This window comes from Vibrio rumoiensis (assembly GCF_002218045.2).
In the GTDB taxonomy this organism is placed as follows: Bacteria; Pseudomonadota; Gammaproteobacteria; order Enterobacterales; family Vibrionaceae; genus Vibrio; species Vibrio rumoiensis.
The window spans coordinates 2,058,203-2,078,580 of sequence record NZ_AP018685.1; the positions used below are offsets into that span (position 1 = coordinate 2,058,203).

At 43.3% G+C, this 20,378-nt stretch carries 17 protein-coding genes, 1 pseudogene and 1 riboswitch; of the genes and pseudogenes, 6 read left to right on the forward strand and 12 right to left on the reverse strand.

The features are described 5' to 3' along the window. Nucleotides 1-90 precede the first annotated feature (90 nt). On the reverse strand, nt 91-1,215 hold the full coding sequence (locus VRUMOI_RS09455) for an S-(hydroxymethyl)glutathione dehydrogenase/class III alcohol dehydrogenase (RefSeq protein WP_089140490.1): 1,125 nt from the start codon (nt 1,213-1,215) through the stop codon (nt 91-93). Between the two features lie 155 nt (nt 1,216-1,370). Between VRUMOI_RS09455 and VRUMOI_RS09460 the strand changes: the two genes are divergently transcribed. Then, nucleotides 1,371-2,225: a LysR substrate-binding domain-containing protein gene (locus VRUMOI_RS09460; RefSeq protein ID WP_089140489.1), complete on the forward strand. Its 855-nt coding sequence runs from the start codon at nt 1,371-1,373 to the stop codon at nt 2,223-2,225. Nucleotides 2,226-2,235: 10 nt separating this feature from the next. Here VRUMOI_RS09460 and VRUMOI_RS09465 read toward each other — a convergent pair whose 3' ends face one another. The 9 genes and pseudogenes from VRUMOI_RS09465 to VRUMOI_RS09500 form a co-directional block, all read right to left on the reverse strand. Continuing rightward, a complete protein-coding gene (locus VRUMOI_RS09465; RefSeq protein WP_089140488.1) occupies nt 2,236-3,063 on the reverse strand; it encodes an ion transporter in 828 nt (275 codons plus the stop codon). A gap of 277 nt (nt 3,064-3,340) precedes the next feature. Then, entirely contained in the window at nt 3,341-3,955 is a 615-nt protein-coding gene (gene thiE / locus VRUMOI_RS09470; protein ID WP_089140487.1) for a thiamine phosphate synthase, read from the reverse strand. A 38-nt stretch (nt 3,956-3,993) separates the two neighbouring features. Then, entirely contained in the window at nt 3,994-4,788 is a 795-nt protein-coding gene (gene thiM / locus VRUMOI_RS09475; RefSeq protein WP_089140486.1) for a hydroxyethylthiazole kinase, read from the reverse strand. 19 nt (nt 4,789-4,807) lie between these two features. Next, nucleotides 4,808-5,470 carry a thiaminase II gene (tenA, locus tag VRUMOI_RS09480; RefSeq protein ID WP_089140485.1) on the reverse strand — a complete coding sequence of 221 codons (663 nt, stop codon included), beginning with the start codon at nt 5,468-5,470 and terminating at the stop codon, nt 4,808-4,810. A 219-nt stretch (nt 5,471-5,689) separates the two neighbouring features. Continuing rightward, nucleotides 5,690-6,637, reverse strand: a complete 948-nt coding sequence (locus tag VRUMOI_RS09485; protein ID WP_089140484.1) for an ABC transporter substrate-binding protein — start codon at nt 6,635-6,637, stop codon at nt 5,690-5,692. A gap of 124 nt (nt 6,638-6,761) precedes the next feature. After that, nucleotides 6,762-7,496: pseudogene (locus VRUMOI_RS09490) on the reverse strand (ABC transporter permease); the annotation flags it as partial. A 58-nt stretch (nt 7,497-7,554) separates the two neighbouring features. Next, the gene (locus tag VRUMOI_RS09495) at nt 7,555-8,313 is read right to left on the reverse strand and encodes an ABC transporter ATP-binding protein (RefSeq protein WP_089140621.1); all 759 of its coding nucleotides are present in this window, start codon (nt 8,311-8,313) and stop codon (nt 7,555-7,557) included. A 19-nt stretch (nt 8,314-8,332) separates the two neighbouring features. After that, complete coding sequence (locus VRUMOI_RS19225) at nt 8,333-8,494, reverse strand: hypothetical protein (protein WP_162598359.1); 162 nt, start codon at nt 8,492-8,494, stop codon at nt 8,333-8,335. A 97-nt stretch (nt 8,495-8,591) separates the two neighbouring features. Next, nucleotides 8,592-8,691: riboswitch (TPP riboswitch) on the reverse strand. Nucleotides 8,692-8,877: 186 nt separating this feature from the next. After that, nucleotides 8,878-9,810: an ATP-binding protein gene (locus VRUMOI_RS09500; RefSeq protein WP_231897445.1), complete on the reverse strand. Its 933-nt coding sequence runs from the start codon at nt 9,808-9,810 to the stop codon at nt 8,878-8,880. A 1-nt stretch (nt 9,811) separates the two neighbouring features. Here VRUMOI_RS09500 and VRUMOI_RS09505 point away from each other — a divergent pair, with 1 nt between their 5' ends. Then, nucleotides 9,812-10,834, forward strand: coding sequence for an IS110 family RNA-guided transposase (locus tag VRUMOI_RS09505; protein WP_110410641.1), 1,023 nt, complete (start codon nt 9,812-9,814; stop codon nt 10,832-10,834). A gap of 468 nt (nt 10,835-11,302) precedes the next feature. Here the strand turns inward: VRUMOI_RS09505 and VRUMOI_RS09515 are convergent, their stop codons facing one another. Beyond that, nucleotides 11,303-12,079 (reverse strand): response regulator, encoded by a 777-nt coding sequence (locus VRUMOI_RS09515; protein WP_089139465.1) that lies wholly within the window; start codon nt 12,077-12,079, stop codon nt 11,303-11,305. Nucleotides 12,080-12,181: 102 nt separating this feature from the next. Between VRUMOI_RS09515 and VRUMOI_RS09520 the strand changes: the two genes are divergently transcribed. The 4 genes from VRUMOI_RS09520 (at nt 12,182) to VRUMOI_RS09535 (ending at nt 18,564) form a co-directional block, all read left to right on the forward strand. After that, complete coding sequence (locus tag VRUMOI_RS09520; protein WP_231897446.1) at nt 12,182-13,360, forward strand: efflux RND transporter periplasmic adaptor subunit; 1,179 nt, start codon at nt 12,182-12,184, stop codon at nt 13,358-13,360. Between the two features lie 22 nt (nt 13,361-13,382). Beyond that, nucleotides 13,383-16,490 carry an efflux RND transporter permease subunit gene (locus VRUMOI_RS09525; RefSeq protein WP_089139464.1) on the forward strand — a complete coding sequence of 1,036 codons (3,108 nt, stop codon included), beginning with the start codon at nt 13,383-13,385 and terminating at the stop codon, nt 16,488-16,490. 31 nt (nt 16,491-16,521) lie between these two features. Further along, on the forward strand, nt 16,522-17,910 hold the full coding sequence (locus VRUMOI_RS09530) for an efflux transporter outer membrane subunit (RefSeq protein WP_089139463.1): 1,389 nt from the start codon (nt 16,522-16,524) through the stop codon (nt 17,908-17,910). 111 nt (nt 17,911-18,021) lie between these two features. Continuing rightward, entirely contained in the window at nt 18,022-18,564 is a 543-nt protein-coding gene (locus tag VRUMOI_RS09535; RefSeq protein WP_089139462.1) for a GNAT family N-acetyltransferase, read from the forward strand. A gap of 114 nt (nt 18,565-18,678) precedes the next feature. On the opposite strand, the gene guaA is transcribed toward VRUMOI_RS09535, so the two are convergent. After that, nucleotides 18,679-20,256 (reverse strand): glutamine-hydrolyzing GMP synthase, encoded by a 1,578-nt coding sequence (gene guaA / locus VRUMOI_RS09540; RefSeq protein WP_089139461.1) that lies wholly within the window; start codon nt 20,254-20,256, stop codon nt 18,679-18,681. Nucleotides 20,257-20,378 lie beyond the last annotated feature (122 nt).

Consider the following 20,378-nt stretch of genomic DNA (forward strand, 5'->3'; position numbering starts at 1 on the left):
AGTAAGCGAAGCCCCATGAGCATAGCTCGCCTATGTGATTGGGGTGAGTGCACGCAGTCAACAACGCTGTAAGTTCAAGAACGAAGAAGATTAGTAATGAATCACACTGCGGATACTCTTACCCTCATGCATCAATTCGAACGCGTCATTAATATCTTCTAAGCCCATCGTATGAGTAATAAAGTCATTCAACTTAAACTCACCTTTCATGTAACGCTCTACGTAATCAGGTAATTGTGAACGACCTTTTACACCACCAAAAGCCGATCCTTTCCAAACTCGACCTGTGACTAATTGGAATGGGCGAGTTGAAATCTCTTGGCCAGCGCCCGCGACACCGATGATAATCGATTCGCCCCAACCTTTATGGCAACACTCAAGTGCAGAGCGCATTAAATGCACATTACCAACACATTCAAATGAGTAATCAACGCCACCATCGGTCATTTCAACAATCACTTCTTGAATTGGCTTATCGAAATCTTTCGGGTTGACCACGTCGGTTGCGCCTAGTTTTTTGGCTAACTCAAATTTTGATTCATTAATATCAATCGCAATGATTCGACCCGCTTTAGCCATAGTTGAACCAATGATCGCAGACAAACCAATGCCCCCCAAACCAAAAATAGCCACGGTATCACCTGGTTGCACTTTCGCAGTATTGGTCACCGCGCCCATACCGGTTGTTACCCCACAACCCAATAAACACACTTCTTTTAAGTCGGCTTCTGGGTTGATTTTGGCTAAAGAAACTTCTGGTAAAACGGTGTACTCAGAGAAGGTAGACGTTCCCATGTAATGGTAAATAGGCTCACCGTTAATAGAAAAACGCGTGGTACCGTCCGGCATTAAGCCTTTACCTTGCGTTTCACGAACCGAAGAACACAAGTTGGTTTTGCCTGATTTACAGAATTTACATTCGCCACACTCCGCGGTGTAAAGTGGAATAACATGATCGCCAACTTTCACCGATGTCACACCTTCACCAATCGATTCCACAATGCCGCCACCTTCATGGCCAAGGATCGCAGGAAAAACACCTTCTGGATCATCACCAGACAGCGTAAATGCATCGGTATGACATACACCGGTAGCAATAATTTTCACACGAACTTCGCCAGCTTGCGGAGGCATCACATCTACAGTTTCCATCTTAAGAGGCTCACCCGCTTTCCATGCGACGGCTGCGCGTGACTTGATTACTTGTGCTGTCATTTCAATTCCTTATTGAGAATATTAATAATGGATATTCATTGATTTCAGTATAGTCAAACTCACTTAAATGATAAGGATCGTATTTGCAAAACACTTTTACCATTAAGTAATAATAGCTAAGATATGACATCAATTAATACATATAGGTGATAAAGATGCAGTGGCAAGGAATATCGGAATTTGTAGCTGTCGCGGAAACTGGCAGCTTTACTTTAGCGGCAAAACACCTATCGGTATCGACCGCACAAATCAGCCGTCAGGTGAATCAATTAGAAAAACGCCTGTCGGTAAAATTGTTTTATCGCACCACTCGCCAAGTTAAATTAACCGACATTGGCCAAAATTATTTTCAACAATGTCAGGCGATTCTAGAACAATTAAAAGAAGCCGAATTATCCGTTACCAACCTCAATCATAGCTTGCAAGGCCAACTGAAAGTTTCGGTACCCATTGCTTACGGGGAAAGTCATATTGCGCCATTAATTAATGATTTCTGTCTGCTATACCCAGACTTAACTATCGAGCTTTGGTTAACCAATCAATTGGTCGATCTGACCGAAGAAAAAGTCGATTTAGCGATTCGCTTAGGCACGCTAGATGATTCAAGCATGATGGCGAAAAAATTACGTCCAAGGCAGCAGTACTTATGCGCCTCGCCCAAATATTTACGTCAACAAGGCATGCCGGAATCGCTACACGATCTCAAGCAACATAACTGCTTAGTGGGAACCTTAGATTATTGGCGTTTTCATAATAGGAAGTTAACCGTCAATGGCTCACTCAAATGCAATAATGGCTATGCTTTACTGGATGCTGCGCTTAAAGGAATAGGGATTGTCCAACTTCCTGACTACTACGTTGAAAGTTATGTCGAGTCAGGTCAATTGGTCTCCATTTTGCCTCATCTACAAACAAAAAATGATGGTGTGTGGGCGGTGTACCCTCACAACCATCATTTATCAACTAAGGTTCGTTTACTGCTCGATTACTTAGATAAACATCTCAACTAACTCGTTAACGCTACTTTTTATTCATCTCCGCCAACGTCGCTTGCAGTTGATCGAGCTTTTCATTAAGCGCCTGCATTTCTTGTGAAGTCGCCATGGTATCCGCATCAGGATTTTGCTCTTCACGTAGTTGCTTATGCTCTTCTGACATCACTTCCAAAATAGTACCAACCATCATATTTAAGAAAATGAACGCGGTAAGGAAGATGAACGTTAGGTAGTAGATCCAACTTAATGAATAGACTTCCATGGTTTCATACATCACATCAGTCCAATCCTCAAAGGTCGCCACTCGGAACAGGGTTAGCATTGAGATCGACACATCACTCCACAAAGTTGGGTTAATATCGGCGAACAACATGCTGCCGATTGCGGCGTAAATGTAGAAAATGACAAACATTAATAATCCGATATACCCCATCTGAGGAATCGCTTTTATCAATGCATTGACCAGTACCCGTAACTCCGGAACCATGGATACCAAACGCAACACGCGGAAGATACGTAGTAGCCTCGCGATAAGGATGGTCGAGCCTGCTGCTGGATATAAGCTACCGATAACAATAATGGTATCGAAAATATTCCAGCCCTTTTTAAAGAAAGAGCGGATACCATCACTAGCGAGGTAGCGGATCACTAATTCCACTAAAAAGAATACCGTGATCGCGATATCCATAATGTTGAGGGCCGACTCCATCGCCGGTGGCAAAGAATAGGTATGGGCTCCAACCGTTAGGGCTGAAATGATGATCACCGCAATGACAAACCATTGAAAACTTTTGCTTTGATCGATGCGTTTAAAAGCTCGCTGAAAGTGCGAAAAGGTAGACGTTTGTTCCAAGAATTTATCCCTTATTAATATCGTGTCATACCAATTCCAATAAGTAAGTGGGCTAAATTAGCGTAGAGAAAAAGCTTGATAACAAGGCATAAAATTTTTGTTCGTAGTGGTTCTACATACAAATTTTATAACGCAGTTAGCAAGTTTTTTAACAAGCTAAGATGATCAGTTATTTGTTGGAGTTGGTATTATAACTCACATCATGATAAGTGGATTCTTGGTATAACAAAGTGAATAGACGTAACAGAGTATTACCTGCACGTCTATTCAATGACAATTAACTCATTAAGCCTAATAAATATTTGGCCGCTGCTTGTGGATCTTGCGCATGACAAATGGCTGAAACCAAAGCCAAACCATGAACGCCAGTTGCCATTAATTCAGGAATATTGCTTTGATTAATGCCTCCAATCCCGACAATCGGTAACGAGGTAGTATTCAACGCCTTTTTCAAACCTTCAATGCCCCAATGATTTTTCGTATTGGTTTTGGTCGGGGTGGCAAAAATGGCGCTTAAACCAATGTAGTCAATTGGCAACGTATCGGCTTGTGCAAGTTGTTGTTCGTTTTCAATCGACAAGCCAAGGATCTTATCTGGGCCAATTAACCGACGAGCGATGTCAGCAGGCATATCCGACTGACCTAGGTGAACGCCATCAGCATCAATCGCCAGTGCAACATCCACTCGATCATTGATAATTAAAGGTACGCCACTGCCGGTTAAAATATCTTTTACTGCTTGTGCCCGTTCAATAAAAGCACGCACATCACCATGTTTTTCGCGTACTTGCACCATGGTAACGCCACCTAACACTGCTTCACTGACTACATGTTTCAGTGTGGCTAAATCTTGTTGATCATCGGTGACCAAATACAAACGATAGTCGCTCATTGCGCTTCCTTATTCACACGCTCTAGGTTTAGAGGTTCTCATTTAAGACGTTCTAATTTAAGACGTTGACTCAGCGTTTGCACATCAAGTTGATATAACTCATCTAACAATGCCATTTGCAGACTACCCGGGCCACGCGCTTGCTCCGCAGCCATCTCACCGACTACACCAAGCACCGCTGTAGCAGCTAAACCAGACTCATCACCGACGGCGGCAAATGCTCCGGTCAAAGCGCTAAGCGTACAACCCATCCCCGTTACGCACGGCATCATGGGATGACCATTGCTGAGTTTTACGGTTTGTGTATTACTCACTATGTAGTCGGTTTCACCAGAGATCACCACACTCGCACCATACTCATTAACCAAGAAGCTGGCTGCGCTTAATGCCGCATCACTACTATCTAAAGCATCTACGCCTTTGCTTTGCGCTTGTTCACCGGCTAATGCAATAATCTCAGAAGCGTTGCCACGAATGATCAACTTATTGACTAACTGAGCAATTTGACGTGAAGTGTTGGTTCGTAACTGACTGGCACCACAACCCACAGGATCAAGCACCACTACTTTGTTGTTGGCATTGGCTTGCTCGACGGCAAACATCATTCGCTCTGTCCAAGCACTATCAAGCGTGCCAATATTCACCACCAGCGCGCCAGCAAATGACATCATCTCCGCCATTTCTTGTTTTGAATGCGCCATGATAGGAGATGCACCAATTGCCAATAACGCATTAGCCGTATTATTCATCACTACATAATTCGTAATGTTCACTACTAATGGCTTCTGCTCTCGTAACGAAGTGAGCGCTTGAGTAATTTGTTCGATTAACATGTGAATTCTCCAATTAGCCCTATTTAACGTTTAAACCTTGCTGCCAAAAAGCCACTTCCATACGAGTTGCGGTTTTAAATACTTCAATCAAGTTTCGGCCACGCTGACTATTAATATCGATTTCGGCTAATAGCTGATTAAAGTGCTCCGCTCCACTTGCCACACCAGACTGAAACTCTTCACCGCCGTATAAATTTATCCAGCTTGTATAAGGATTGCCTTCCAAAACAGTATCGCCATCTTCTATCAACCTTTTTCCGATCACGGCATACCCAATCGAACAAGGCGCTAAAGCAGCATAAAGATCGACGAGATCGCCAGTCATGCCAGCATCAAGTACATAACGGGTATAGGCAACGGTGCCAAAATCTTCTGGCTCATTTTCCAAATCACTTTCGGTTAACCCCCACTGACCGCAATAAGTCACATGATGCGACAGTTCAGAATCAAGTAAACCTTGTACCGTAGGTAAAGCGCGGCGCATATCATCCAAAGTACGAGCTTTGTAAATCGCCAACGCGTAAGCTCGTGCGTATTGTTTTAAGAATAAAAAATCTTGCTTTAAATAATGTAAAAAACAAGGTTGAGCCAGAGTACCTTTTGCTAATTGCTCAACAAAAGCATGTTCAGTGTATTGCTGCCAATCTTGCTGACAAGCGTTAATCAAATCTTGGTATTTCATAATGTGGTTCTCTCAAATTGGTGATATATACCCGTCGAACTTGAAGCTGCAGCTTTGTTGACGGCGTTCATTCGCCCCCCTGTGTCTTTATAAAAGAAAGCCATAGGCAAGCTATGCTCATGGGGTCTCATTCACTTGTCGCCTCACTGCAACTCCAATTACTTTGGGTATAGGATTAATCAAATCCATAGTTAAAACCTTATAACTAAATCTCTTAGCTTAAAGGCTAGGTACGTAATCTTTTGCTTTTGGTAGCGTCTCGATGATTTTTTTATCAAACATAAACTTGGCGTAATCGTCATAACGTTTGAGATCGACCGCTGATGGACGCAGTGAAAATCGAGTTAAAGTATCTTTCCACGCACGATGATTAAGCTCGTTATCTAGCGTATCCGGTGCGTAGGCGACAAACTCTTTCCACGAGGTTTCTGGATGGTTAACGATATAAGTAGTGGCTTGTTGTAGTGCGGTATTGAAAGCTTGGATCATCTCTTTATCGTAGCTTTTCGCATTGGCAACAAACACCAACTCATCATAGGCAGGCACTCCATGCTCTTCAGGGTAGAAAGATTTCGCTTTATAACCTTCTAGCGCTAATTGGTTGGTTTCAAAGTTACGTAGACCGCCCCAAATCGCATCCACCTTGCCAGAAGCTAATGAAGACGATAGCGCCCAACCAACGTTGATCATTTGCACATCAGAAAGCTCAACGCCCTCTTGCGCTAACATAGTGCCCACCGTTGCTCCTTCATTACCGGAAATCGCAATACCAATTTTTTTACCTTTAAGATCTGCAAGATTTTCATTCTTTCCGTTATCCAGCACCATCAAGGTATTAAGCGGTGTGGCGACAAGAGTTGCCGAGCGAATTAAAGGCAAACCAGCTGCCACATCAATGGTTAAACTAGGTTGGTATGAAATCGCCATATCAACCTTGCCTGCTGCAACCAACTTGGCCGGAGTACTAGGGTCAGCTGGCTCTTGAATATTGACTGTTAAACCTTGTTGCTTGAAGTAGCCCCGCTCTTTAGCAATCACAATTGGGCCATGATTTGGATTGACGAACCAATCCAGCATTAAGGTCATTTCTTTGTCTGCGGCAAGCGCGTTAGTCGAAATAAGCGAGGTAACTAAAGTGACAGCACTGAGCAATTTGTTTATTTTCACGAATCATTCCTTATTAAATTGTCCTGTTGGTTTACGACTTACTAGGCTCTGTTGAGCTTTCGATTCTTGGAGAGCGTTATTTGCTTTCCCAAGGGCTTAATCATTTGGTTTCTCAAGGGGCTAATTATTTGCTCTCCCAAGGGATAGCGGCTTTCAATAATTTATCGGTGATGAAATACAAGGCGATCGATAGCATTGCCAAAATAAATAACGCGGCAAACATTTCATCGATAATCATCCGGGCGTTAGCTTGTAACATTAGATAGCCCAAGCCTTCACTTGATCCGACCCACTCCCCCACGACGGCTCCAATTGGTGCGATCACTACCGCGACACGAATCCCTGAAGCTAAGGTTGGTAAGGCTGCCGGTAGTTGAATATGACGTAACAACTGCCACTTAGAAGCGCCCATGGTTTTGGCGAGATCAAGGTAACCCGTTGGGGTATTACGCAGGCCGTCATAACAACAAGTCGTCACCGGGAAGAATATAATGATGGCCGCCATCACCACTTTCGATGCAATGCCATAACCGAGCCAAAGCATCAAAACTGGCGCGATAGCAAATACTGGGATCGCCTGGCTGGCAATAAGAATCGGCAATAGCCAGCGCTTGAGCGGTTCAAACATCAACATTTGTAAGGCGAACAGCAAACCCATCGATAAACCAAGCGCAAGACCTAGCAAAATTTCCTGCGCGGTTACCCAAGTGTGTTTAAGCAACACATCATATCGAGTGAGTAATTTATCCAGTACATCGACTGGCGCAGGTAAAATAAAGCTTGGCATATCAAACATCACTACAACCAACTGCCATAAGCCGAGAATCACCACAACCGTAACTAGCAAACGTAGCGCAGGATGCGTCACACGCTCTTTTTGACTCACTCGGCGAGAAAGCGATTGGTATTGAGTCATCTCACTCATAATCTTTCTCCAATTGCTGCAAAATGGCTTGCTGTAACGCGGCGCATTCGCCATCCAATACTCGGGGAATCGGCGATTCAGGTACCGCAAGAGATTGCGCTTTGGCTGGTGTTCCTTGCAGTACATACAATTGATTGGCTAGCCGGACGGCTTCTTGTGGATCATGGGTGATCAAAACTACGGTTTTCTCTTTCAATAACTCGGCTGACAAAGTCTGTAATTTATGACGCGTCACGGCATCTAACGCAGAGAACGGCTCATCCATCAATACCACTGGCTTGTCTTGCATTAAGGTGCGAGCAAGCGCCACACGTTGTTTCATTCCACCAGAAAGTTGATCCGGCTTGGCATGGCAATAATCCACCAGCCCGACTTGCTGCAATAATTTCAGTGCACGTTGCTGCTCTTGTGGAGAATCTCTTGGAGAATGGTTAAAACGCGAACTTAAACAAACGTTATCCAACACATTGAGCCACGGCAGCAGTAGATCTTGCTGAGCCATATAAGCGATATGTTCAGTTAAAAGTAAATTGTCGGTAGTCGTCAGATCGCCCTGACACTCCACTTTGTCAGCCAATAAGCCCGCTAAGTAGCGAAGAATCGTGGTTTTTCCACAACCACTTCGACCTAGTAACACCGTCCATTGTCCAGCTGGGATCTGCATATTGATGCCTGAAAGCGTCGGAGTTTGGCTACCCTTATATTGCAAACAAGCGTTGGTAATTTGAATGCCGATGGTTTTAGCTGGCATTGCTCTAGGAGACGTAGATTTAATAGACATAGCTAACGCCTAGCTTTATCACGATGGTATTAAGTGGGATGACCGATAAGTGATTTAAATCAACGTAGTGAGAACCCAAGATCACAGGCGTACTAGGTTCTTTTAATGAAGATATTTTTTGAGGATTACGCTGTATTGAAAAATTCGCCATTACCACTCCTATTACCGACGTATAGGAACTGGCTTTGGCCGTCATTTGGAAGGATCGAAGATCAGATTCGCAAAGGTTGCCGGGCTGATTCGGCGAGTGGCAAAGCGTGATAGTTCCCTACGTCAGTGCTAACTGAATCAGGTTCTACGGGTCTCGAATTTCGATCTCAGCCATTACTGGCCCCCCGACTATTACGCGCAAATCATAACAGGACATTTACATCAGTAATATGCTTTTTTGATAATAACTCCTATTTAGAATTCATTTATGAGAACTAGGTATTCCGTTTGCTATCACTTTTGGTCAAGCGAGTGCTATGCCTGAATGATGGATAAAAAAATAATGTTTCTAGTGACTTACCCCTAAAGAGCAATGGTGATTATTTAAAATGGCCAGCAGAACTCAATAACTGTCCCACCTTTCTCGCTAATATAGCAGCGAGTATTGCCATTGTGTGCCGTAGCAATCGCTGAGACAACAGCCAAGCCTAATCCGCTGCCCCTTTTAGGATTATCCGTAGCACCGCGAAACGCAGTGAAAATATGCGGAATGAACTCTGGTGAAATTCCCGGACCTGAATCTTCCACACTTAAATAACAAAAACCATCTTTAAGCTGGGTCGAGATGGTTATTGCCCCCGGAAGCGCATATTTACTCGCATTTTCCAATATAGCCAACAAAGCTTGTCTTATTCTGGTAGGGTCACAAAAGACCGGTTGTGTGGTTACATTAAGCTCTACATGTTGGCCGGCTTCATCAAGCATGTTTACTGATAAATCCGTAAGTAATTTTATTTCTGTCGCTAAGTTGGTTTCTTTCCTATTTATTTTTAATTCATCACTATTCATTAAGCTAATAACACGAAGATCTTCTATTAATCGAGATAACCCTTCAATTTGTACTAATAGTTTAGTGAACTGGGTTTTATCTGGCGTAAATACACCTTCAGCTAACCCTTGTAATCGGCCCCGCAAAATTGTCACTGGGGTTCTAAGTTCATGGGCGATCGCTGCATTCCAAAATGCGTGTTCTTCTGTCATTCGTTGAAGTTTATCCGCTAACAGGTTGAAATCGTCTACCAATAAAGCAGCTTCACCTAATGAACGGTCACCAACGTTAGCGCGAAAATGTAGGTCACCTTCAGCAAGTTTCCGCATTCCCTCAGCAACAGCACTTAGTGGTTCCAAAATGCGTTGAGATAACTTAGTAGCAAGATTGACGGCTAGCAGAATAATGTAATGGACCCACCCTTTTATACGGCTTCGCAATGAGCCATGATGAAAGTGACAAACTACATCAAATAAGGGCAGGTCCACAATGAAGATTACAACAGCTGGCTTAGATATAGCAAAAAATAAGTTTCATTTTTATGGTGTTAATCAAGTTGGGAAGAAAGTTAAAAAACGAGTGCTAACTCGTTCTGAAGTCCTTCCTTTCTTTAGTACATTGGAGCCAACTCTTGTTGTCATTGAGTCTTGTGGTAGTGCTAATCATTGGGGACGAAAGCTCATAGAGCTTGGCCATGAGGTAAAATTGATAGCACCACAATATGTTGTTCCTTATAGACGAAAAAATAAGAACGATTTTAATGATGCTGAAGCGATAGCAGAGGCCGCTCAACGAAGTAACATGACTTTTGTACCGATTAAGTCAATCGAGCAACAAGATATACAAATGTTATTGCGCATTAGAGATAGGCATGTTCAAAATCGAGTTCAGCTCGGTAATCAAATCCGAGGTTTACTTGCCGAATATGGCTTAATTATTCCATCTTTGGGAAAAGCCGCGTTAAGAAAAGCATTACCCGAGTTTCTAGAAGATGCTGAAAATGAATTAACAGCTTCCAGTCGAGTCTTATTTTCAGAGTTGTATGAAGAATTACTTCAACTTGATGAAGTGATTAAAGCCTATGATAAAAAAGTAGAAGGCGTTTCAAAGTTAAATGAAACATGCAGTCGAGCTCAAACGGTTGTGGGTATTGGGCCAATCACCGCTGCAGCTCTTTATGGTGCAATAGGTGATGGGCATAATTTTGCTAATGGCCGTCATTTTTCTGCATGGTGTGGTTTAGTTCCAAAGCAGAACTCGACCGGAGGAAAGAGTGTTTTGTTAGGAATAACAAAACGTGGCAATCCTTACTTGCGAACTTTGCTTAATCACGGAGCCAGAACCGTTTTAAAAAACTGTGAAGGAAAAAACGATAGATTGAGCCTGTGGGCTCAAAAGCTCAAGAAAGAAAAACACTATAATCAGGCGTGTATTGCGGTAGCCAATAAATTGGCCAGAATAGTCTGGGCTGTCATCAGTAAAGATGAAGACTACCAAGCAAATTACATTTAAGTAGTAAAAACACAGCTATAAAAATACAGAGTTACAACACTCACCATCAGTTGCGAAATGAATTTGAACGGATAATAGACAGTTAAACTGTGCTACTTAAAAACTACTCCTGTCATTGGCTCAAAGAAGCCGTCGGAATGATAAAGTTAAGTAGAAGCAGATTGCATCCAGGCTATGGGATTAATGCCCAATGAATAAGCCGAATATATGAAGGCAATAACTATTTTATTAACTGCTCAAAATCACTTGCAAACTGGGTGGGTCCATATATGACAATAATGCAGGTTAGTGCGAGCCAAATCCATTCTGGCCAAGAAGGCGCGAGAGCGTCCTCACTCGGTATATAATTGGGCCAATATTTATCCCAAAGATAATAAAAAATAAACGAGCCTATCGTCGCAAGTAATGCGGATCCGATTGCGATTTTTATCATTGAGAACGCAATCTGACGGCTCAAACCACTTAGTTTCATTGGTCAACCTTAAAACGGTAACCAACACCACGAACACCAGCCGGAATCCCTTGAATTCCATAGGCTTCAAGTTTTTTGCGGATCTTGCTGATGTGGCTGTCAACTGTGCGTTCCAGAGCATCGCCTTCAGGTAAGCAAGAGTCCAATAATTCTCCTCGACTAAACACTCGCTTGGGTGAACGAATGAAGTGAGTTAACAACTTAAACTCAGTTAAAGTTAGCAGCAGGGTATGACGTTCTCCGTCCACATTAACAGCGATTTCGTGACTCTCTAAATCGACTTCAAACGGTTCGGCTCGCAGTCTATTTTTCTTGTGAGGTTGATTAACTTCTAATGTGCGTCTTAGAACGGCTTGAACTCTCGCAACGACTTCTGCTGGATTAAACGGCTTAACGACGTAATCATCAGCCCCAATTCTGAGTGCCATCAATTTATCTAAATCTTGGTCCATGGCAGTAAGCATGATGACGGGAGTATTACTTTTCTGACGAAGTTCCGACAACACTTTCCATCCATCCATTTTAGGCATCTGGATATCAAGCAATATAAGATCTGGATTCATGGATGAATGAAGTTCGAGTGCCCTGTGACCATCTGAAGCGTGAATCGTACGCATATTACTGCGCGTTAGGTAAGCGGAGAGTATATCGACAATTTCAAATTCATCCTCAGCGATCAGAATTAACGCCTGACGATAAGACCCGGTTCCTGCATCTGGACCAGAATCTGCAGCAAATTTCTGCCCTTCAACGTACAAATTGTTCATCTCCATCAAATCTCCACATTCACTCAGCGGGATCTCCACACACAGGTATTAGACTCTACAGCTACCTACAGCGGATAGTCCGCTTTAATTTGTTCAGAGGATACCTCAGTGAAAAAGATAAATATATGTGTATCTAGCAGCTTACATATATTGCTACTTTTCTTTTTAGTTGGCTGTAATCAATCCAATAAAGACGAAAATGAAGTCGGACTAAAAGAGTCTTTACCTTTAGTTTCAACAATAACGACGCAACCACAACAATTAGATGTGTATGAAGAGCTTCCTGGAAGAGTGAAGGCCGTACGCGTTTCGGAGATTCGTCCACAAGTGGTTGGGATTGTACAACATCGGATGTTCAAACAAGGTGCCGAAGTGAAAGCTGGTCAGTCTTTATTCCAGATTGATCCTGCGCCATTTGCAGCGGAAGTTGACACAGCCAAAGCTAATTTACAAAGAGCGCAGGTGACCTACAAACGTTCTTTGGATAAAGAACTACGCTTAAAACCTTTGGTGGAAGCTGATGCGATTAGTCGTCAAGAGTATGACGATGTTGTGTTACAGCGTGATCAAGCAGCTGCAGAAGTTGCGGTCGCTAAAGCCACTTTGACTCGTCGTATGCTTGATTTGAAATTCGCCAATGTAAAAGCCCCAATATCTGGGCTGATAGAGCAAACCCTAGTGACAGAAGGCGCTCTGGTTAGCAGTACAGACGCAACCCCGATGACGCGCATTCAACAGATCGATCAAGTTTTTATTGATATTCGTCGACCAGCGTCTTCATTAGAAGCAATTCGTGAGGCTTTAGCGGCCAAATCTGATGGAGAACCTAGCGTTGCTGGAACAAAAATTGAAATTTTACGCAGCAACGGATCTCCTTATCCAGTTAAAGGTGAAATCTTGTTTTCTGGAATCAATATCGATGTAGGCACAGGTGATGTGTTGTTACGAGTACTCGTGGACAACTCTCAACGTTTGCTATTACCGGGTATGTTCGTTAAGGCAAGGGTACTTTATTCGAGTTATGACAACGCGTTAGTTGTTCCGCAACAAGCGGTTATGCATCTTGCCGGTGCTCCTCATCTTTGGAGTATTGATCAGGAAGGGCGTGCACATTTGAAACCTGTAAAGCTCGGAGAATTGATCAATGGTCAGTACCGCGTGAAATCGGGTATTAGCAAAGGAGAAAATATCGTTGTAGAAGGCAAGGAAAGGCTTCAGGACGATATTCTTGTCGACCAACGCAAATGGGAAGAATCTGAGATTTTTTTAACATCTGCAACAAACTAATTAAGGTTAGAGAGTCTTTTTTATGTCTCAGTTTTTTATTCATCGTCCGGTATTTGCTTGGGTTATAGCTCTTTTCATTATTTTGTTTGGATGCCTTTCGATTCCGAAGTTACCTATTTCCCGTTATCCCTCTGTTGCGCCGCCAACGGTCAGTATTATGGCGACATATCCGGGAGCCAGCCCGAAGGAAATGAATGACGGTGTACTTAGTCTTATCGAGGGTGAGCTGTCGAACGTTAAGAACTTGATGTATTTCGAGTCGTCTGCTGACAACTCAGGTTCTGCGTCTATTACGGCTACATTTAAGCCGGGAACAGATTCTGATATGGCGCAAGTTGACGTTCAAAACCAACTGAAAGCGGTCGAATCTCGTTTACCTCAGGTGGTGCGCCAAAGCGGATTGTCCGTAGAATCCGCAACATCCAACTTTTTGATGATTGTCGGATTGAAATCTGATGATAACCGCTTTGATGAAATCGCATTAAACGACTATTTGGCTCGCAACATCGTAGATGAACTGCGCCGTATTGACGGTGTGGGACGTGTACAGTCATTTGGTGCTGAGAAGGCAATGAGGATCTGGGTTGACCCGAGTAAGCTCAACTCATTGGGTTTAACAATGAATGATGTTAGTCAGGCTATCACTCAGCAAAATACACAAATCGCACCCGGAAGTATCGGTGCCGCGCCGACGGTATTAGGGCAACGAGTAACGGTTCCATTAACCGTGCAAGGCCAGTTAACCAGTGTTGAAAAATTTTCCAATATTATTCTTCGCGCAAATAACAACGGTTCGAAAGTCGTCCTAAGCGACGTTGCACGTGTAGAAATCGGCTCTCAATCCTATGGATATTTAAATCGTGAAAATGGTAAAACAGCGACGGCTGCGGCTATTCAGCTCACATCGGGAGCGAATGCTGTTAAAACTGCGGATGCGGTACAAAAGCGTTTGGCGGAGTTGAGTCAAAGTCTACCTTCTGGGATGACCTATTCAATTCCATTTAATACAGCACCTTTCGTTAAAGTTTCAATCAATAAGGTTATCCATACCTTAGTTGAAGCTATGGTGCTGGTATTTTTTGTTATGCTTTTGTTTTTACAGAATATTCGCTACACCTTAATCCCAGCCATCGTAGCGCCGATAGCCTTGTTGGGGACGTTCACCGTCATGCTGTTAACCGGCTTTTCGATCAACGTGTTAACGATGTTCGGTATGGTTCTGGCGATAGGCATTATCGTCGATGATGCGATTGTCGTTGTCGAAAATGTGGAACGCTTGATGTCGGAAAAAGGCTTATCTCCGAAAGAGGCGACATCAAAGGCCATGAAGGAGATTACTGGCGCCATCATAGGTATCACACTTGTACTAACGGCGGTTTTCATCCCGATGGCATTTGCCAGTGATTCGGTTGGCGCCATTTATAAGCAGTTTACATTATCGATGGCGGTATCAATTCTGTTTTCAGCATTTTTGGCGCTGACCCTAACGCCGGCGCTTTGTGCCACGTTGCTAAAACCGGTTAATGGTAATCACCACGAGCAAACAAGATTCGCTAAATGGTTTAATCGTGGCTTTAACCGAATGAACAATAGATATGAAGCTCAGGTCAGCACATTAGTGAATCGCAAAGGACGAATGATGCTTGTCTTTGTGTTTCTGTGCGCAATTTTGGTTCTCGTCTATAGACAGTTGCCGTCATCGTTTTTACCAGAAGAAGACCAAGGCTATTTTATTACCAATATTCAACTTCCGGCAGACGCAACGACAGCACGTACGTTGGATGTTGTGAAAAAATTTGAACAGCATGCGTTAAGCCGTCCTGCAATTGAGTCAACAATGACGGTGATTGGTTTTGGATTTTCCGGTTCAGGTACTAACACCGCGCAGAGTTTTACCACGTTGAAAGATTGGGAATCACGCGACGATACCTCAACACTGGATGAGTTAAAACTTGCTGAGGAAGCGATGGCTGACGTAAAAGAAGGCACGGTTATGCACATGCTGCCTCCTTCTATTGAAGAGCTAGGAACCAGCTCTGATATTACGTTTTTCTTGCAAGATCGCGGTAATCAGGGATACGAGGCATTGAAAGCCGTTGAGGCCAAGATGTTAGAGTTAGCGAAAAATAGTAAGTCACTTAGCGATATCTATTCTGATGGACTTCCTGCAGGTACGAGTATTCATTTAGATATTGATCGCCAGAAAGCTGAGGCGTTAGGTGTTTCATTTACGAGTATTAGTGAGACGTTATCAACTGCGATTGGATCGTTATACATCAACGACTTTCCTAATGAAGGCAGAATGCAGCAAGTCATTATGCAAGCAGATGCTTCATCAAGGATGCAGATTGAGGACGTACTTAAGCTTTATGTGAGAAACATTAATGGTGGAATGGTTCCGTTATCAGAAATCGTGACACCTATTTGGTCTGAGTCGGCACCGCAATTTATTCGCTTCCAGGGTTATCCTGCGGTTCGAATTTCTGGTAGCGCAGCTGCTGGAGTTTCCAGCGGCGAGGCGATGGCTGAAATAGAACAAATGGCGAAGCAACTTCCATCAGGCTTCACCATTGCATGGACTGGACAGGCATTGCAAGAGCTTCACTCAGCAAAACAAGCACCGATGCTAATGGCGTTATCGATGCTAGTCGTTTTCTTAGTGCTTGCAGCACTCTATGAGAGTTGGGCTATTCCTTTATCGGTGATGTTGGTCGTGCCCTTGGGATTGTTAGGTGCGGTAGTCGCTATTGTCGTACGTGACATGCCAAACGACGTTTTCTTCAAAGTCGGCATGATCACCGTAATTGGTCTTTCGGCGAAAAACGCAATTCTAATTGTTGAATTTGCCAAACAGTTAAGAGAGCAAGGCAACGGGTTGGTACAGTCAGCCGTTCAAGCAGCGAAGTTACGATTAAGACCTATCTTGATGACCTCTCTGGCATTCGGTCTTGGTGTTGTACCACTGATGCTAGCCTCAGGCGCTAGTGCAGAAACTCAACGAGCTATCGGAACCGGTGTGTTCGGTGGAATGGTCAGCGCTACATTACTTGCGATTTACTTTGTTCCAGCTTTCTTCGTGTTCGTGATGAGTATTCAAGAGCGTTTAAAGTCTTGGCAACAGAGAAACTAGAAGTCACCTATGCAGATTAAAGGTTAGTACTATGCATTATATTGTTTTTATTATGGTTTTATTTCTGTCAGCCTGTTCTCTGACTCCAGAAATGACTAAGCCTGCTGCACCAATACCGGAAGTATTTACTGTAAATGGTCAAACCATTCCGGCATCTGCAATTCCAACGGCGGAAATGGGTTGGCGAGAAATGTTCATTGATAAGCGCTTGCAGGCGCTTATCGAGTTAGCGTTGTTCAATAACAGAGATCTTCGTATTGCGACACTAAATGTAGAAGCAATGAAAGCTCAATATGGAATCGAACGCTCTGCAAGATTGCCGAATGTGGGGCTATCACTTGATTCTACAAGGCAGCGATCTGTTACTGGAGGAGATCCCAAGGTATCTCAAATAGAAGAGCAGAGTAGTTTAAACGTTGGAATTAGTGCATTCGAAATTGATTTGTTTGGACGCGCACGTTCGTTGTCAGATGCGGCTTTTGCCCGCTATCTAGCGAGTGATTACGGGCGTCAAGCGGCACAAATATCGTTGATTAGTTCGATTAGTGAAGCCTATTTTTCTGAACAACTCGCCTATGAGCAACTAAAATTGGCGGAAGATACGTTAGCGGATTGGAAAAAATCATTAGAGTTAACGATTCAACTACGAATGGCTAAGCAAAACAGTGCTCTTGATGTCGCTCAAGCAGAGGGGCAAGTAGCAAGTGCAGAAGCGATAAAGATTGCGAATAAGCGAGCTTTAGAGCAGGCAAGGAACGCACTGCGTCAGTTAGTCGGTTCAGAGATACCGAGTGATCTTCCAGAGCCAGATTTGCTCTCTGATCAATCAGTGAATACCTCTTTACCTGCTGGGTTGCCGTCTGACTTGTTGCTACATCGACCTGATATTTTGCAAGCGGAGCAGAATTTAATTGCCGCTAACGAGGATATTGGTGCAGCTCGAGCTGCGTATTTTCCTCGTATATCACTGACAACTTCGATCGGATATGTAAGTCAAGATGTGAGGAACTTAGTGGGATCCGGCTTCGAAACTTGGTCAATAGCACCGCAAGTGACGCTGCCTATATTTCAAGGCGGCAGACTTGATGCGGAGTTAGAACTGGCGAAAGTTCGTAAATCGACTTCAATTGCAGAATATGAAAAAGCAATTCAAGTTGCGTTTAAAGAAGTCGCAGATGGTTTAGTTGGAAGTGAAACATATCAGTTACAAACTATCGCGCAAAAGAGAGTCGTATCTGCAGCGGAGAAAAGGGCTAAGTTATCTGATCTTCGTTACAAAGCGGGAGTGGAGCGACGTTTAGAACTGTTGGATTCGCAGCGTCAACTTTATCTAGCTAAACAAACGTTACTGGAACTCAAACAACAAGAACTAAATAACGCGGTATTTCTATATAAAGCGTTAGGTGGCGGGCTGAAGTAATACTGAAGCAGATCCTATGCTTACCACTGACAGTCAGTTTTTGTCGATTTGTTCGAAATAAGAAGCATTAAAAAAATAAAAAATACTATTTTCAAAAGGTTAATTTAGGTTATGAATGAGAAATGTGTACGTCTGATACCAGTAGGACTAGAAGATCTATCGGCCTTTAAAACAAAGTTGCAGCAGACTTTTACCGATGCATTGGTCGAGCAATTTGGCCCATCGCACAGTGAGCCGATCCCATCAGATGAAGATATATCTGGTTCTTTTAACGCTAAGGGAGCCGTAATCAATCATATAGTATACGGAGGCGAGAAAGTGGGTGGGGTTGTACTGAATATTAATACGGATACCCAATGCAACAGTCTCGACCTGTTTTTTATTTATCCCGAAATCCATAACAAAGGTTTAGGGCTGGAATCATGGAAAGCGATTGAAGCGGCGTATCCTGAAACTAAGGTTTGGACAACAGTCACTCCTTATTTTGAAAAAAGGAACATCAACTTTTATATCAATAAGTGTGGTTTCCACATTGTTGAGTTCTTTAACCAATACCATCTAGAAGATGATTCTCAGGTTAGGGATAGTGACGTCGATAACTTAGTTTTGAATGAAGAAGAGTTCTTTAGATTTGAAAAGATAATGAAGTTTTAGTTATCTTAACTAACCTTTGAACCGATCTCCATGAACAAGCCATAAAAAATGCCAGTCAAAAACTGACTGGCATTTTATTTTTTAGAACAGTGGGTTAGCTATTTATAGCAAGCCCTACTCCCACTCGATCGTCGCAGGTGGTTTACCTGAAATATCGTAAACCACGCGAGAAATACCATCGATTTCGTTAATGATACGGTTAGATACCTTACCTAGGAAATCGTACGGTAGGTGCGCCCAATGTGCAGTCATGAAATCAATCGTTTCAACAGCGCGTAGTGACACAACCCAATCGTATTTACGGCCATCGCCCATTACGCCTACAGAACGTACTGGCAAGAATACCGTAAAGGCTTGCGATACTTTGTTGTAAAGATCCGCGGCATGCAGTTCTTCAATAAAGATAGCATCGGCGCGACGTAGCAAGTCACAGTACTCTTTCTTCACTTCACCAAGAACACGTACACCTAGGCCAGGACCTGGGAATGGGTGACGGTAAAGCATGTTATATGGCAGACCAAGCTCTAAACCAATCTTACGCACTTCATCTTTAAACAATTCACGCAATGGCTCAACTAGGCCCATCGCCATATCATCTGGCAGACCGCCAACGTTATGGTGTGATTTGATCACGTGTGCTTTGCCGGTTTTCGATGCCGCTGATTCGATGACATCTGGGTAGATAGTGCCTTGCGCCAACCATTTCGCATTCTTCAGCTTCTTCGATTCTTCATCAAAGATTTCGACAAACACACGACCAATGATCTTACGTTTCGCTTCTGGTTCCGCTTCACCACCCAATGCATCTAGGAAGCGGTTTTCTGCATCTACATGGATAATATTAAGACCGAAGTGATCACCAAACATTTCCATAACTTGTTCAGCTTCGTTCAAACGTAATAGGCCGTTATCGACGAATACACAAGTCAACTTAGGACCAATAGCGCGGTGGATTAACATCGCAACCACTGAGGAGTCGACACCGCCAGATAGCCCTAGGATCACTTCATCATCACCCACTTGCTCTTTAATACGAGCTACTGCATCTTCGATGATAGAAGATGGCGTCCACAGTTTGCTACAACCACAGATATTCAACACAAAGTTTTCAAGCATGCGTAAGCCTTGACGAGTGTGCGTTACTTCTGGGTGGAATTGTACGCCATAAAAACGTTTTTCTTCATTCGCCATCGCCGCGTATGGGCAAGTATCGGTTTGAGCAACTTTGGTGAAATCGCTTGGGATCTCAACCACTTTGTCACCGTGGCTCATCCATACATCTAATAGTGGTTTACCATCTTCTGAAATCGCATCTTCGATATTTTTGAATAAAGCGCAGTCTGCCACTGATTTCACTTGAGCGTAACCAAATTCACGTTCGTTCGAACCGGCAACTTTACCGCCTAATTGCTCTGACATGGTTTGCATGCCGTAACAAATACCAAATACCGGTACGCCAGCATTAAATACATATTCCGGAGCACGAGGAGAACCCGCTTCCGTCACACTTTCAGGACCACCTGATAAGATAATACCGTTTGGATTAAATTCACGGATATCCGCTTCATCTACATCCCAGCTCCACAGTTCACAGTACACACCGATTTCACGGATACGACGAGCAATCAATTGGGTGTATTGAGAGCCAAAATCTAAAATTAAAATGCGTTCAGCATGGATATTGGTTGTCATTAGTGTTCTCTAATAATCTAATCAAAGTGAATTGGGTGTGAGTTTCGAGTGTTGAAAAGCATCCTTCTGCTTGTTTCTAGCTCAACGTCTCACACCTTTAAATTTTATATCTGCATAATTTT

Coding starts and splice junctions, on each gene's coding strand:
- VRUMOI_RS09455 (WP_089140490.1), bottom strand. CDS start 1,215: ATGACAGCACAAGTAATCAAGTCACGCGCAGCCGTCGCATGGAAAGCG.
- VRUMOI_RS09460 (WP_089140489.1), top strand. CDS start 1,371: ATGCAGTGGCAAGGAATATCGGAATTTGTAGCTGTCGCGGAAACTGGC.
- thiE (WP_089140487.1), bottom strand. CDS start 3,955: ATGAGCGACTATCGTTTGTATTTGGTCACCGATGATCAACAAGATTTA.
- thiM (WP_089140486.1), bottom strand. CDS start 4,788: ATGTTAATCGAACAAATTACTCAAGCGCTCACTTCGTTACGAGAGCAG.
- tenA (WP_089140485.1), bottom strand. CDS start 5,470: ATGAAATACCAAGATTTGATTAACGCTTGTCAGCAAGATTGGCAGCAA.
- VRUMOI_RS09495 (WP_089140621.1), bottom strand. CDS start 8,313: ATGCCAGCTAAAACCATCGGCATTCAAATTACCAACGCTTGTTTGCAA.
- VRUMOI_RS19225 (WP_162598359.1), bottom strand. CDS start 8,494: ATGGCGAATTTTTCAATACAGCGTAATCCTCAAAAAATATCTTCATTA.
- VRUMOI_RS09505 (WP_110410641.1), top strand. CDS start 9,812: ATGAAGATTACAACAGCTGGCTTAGATATAGCAAAAAATAAGTTTCAT.
- VRUMOI_RS09515 (WP_089139465.1), bottom strand. CDS start 12,079: ATGGAGATGAACAATTTGTACGTTGAAGGGCAGAAATTTGCTGCAGAT.
- VRUMOI_RS09525 (WP_089139464.1), top strand. CDS start 13,383: ATGTCTCAGTTTTTTATTCATCGTCCGGTATTTGCTTGGGTTATAGCT.
- VRUMOI_RS09530 (WP_089139463.1), top strand. CDS start 16,522: ATGCATTATATTGTTTTTATTATGGTTTTATTTCTGTCAGCCTGTTCT.
- VRUMOI_RS09535 (WP_089139462.1), top strand. CDS start 18,022: ATGAATGAGAAATGTGTACGTCTGATACCAGTAGGACTAGAAGATCTA.
- guaA (WP_089139461.1), bottom strand. CDS start 20,256: ATGACAACCAATATCCATGCTGAACGCATTTTAATTTTAGATTTTGGC.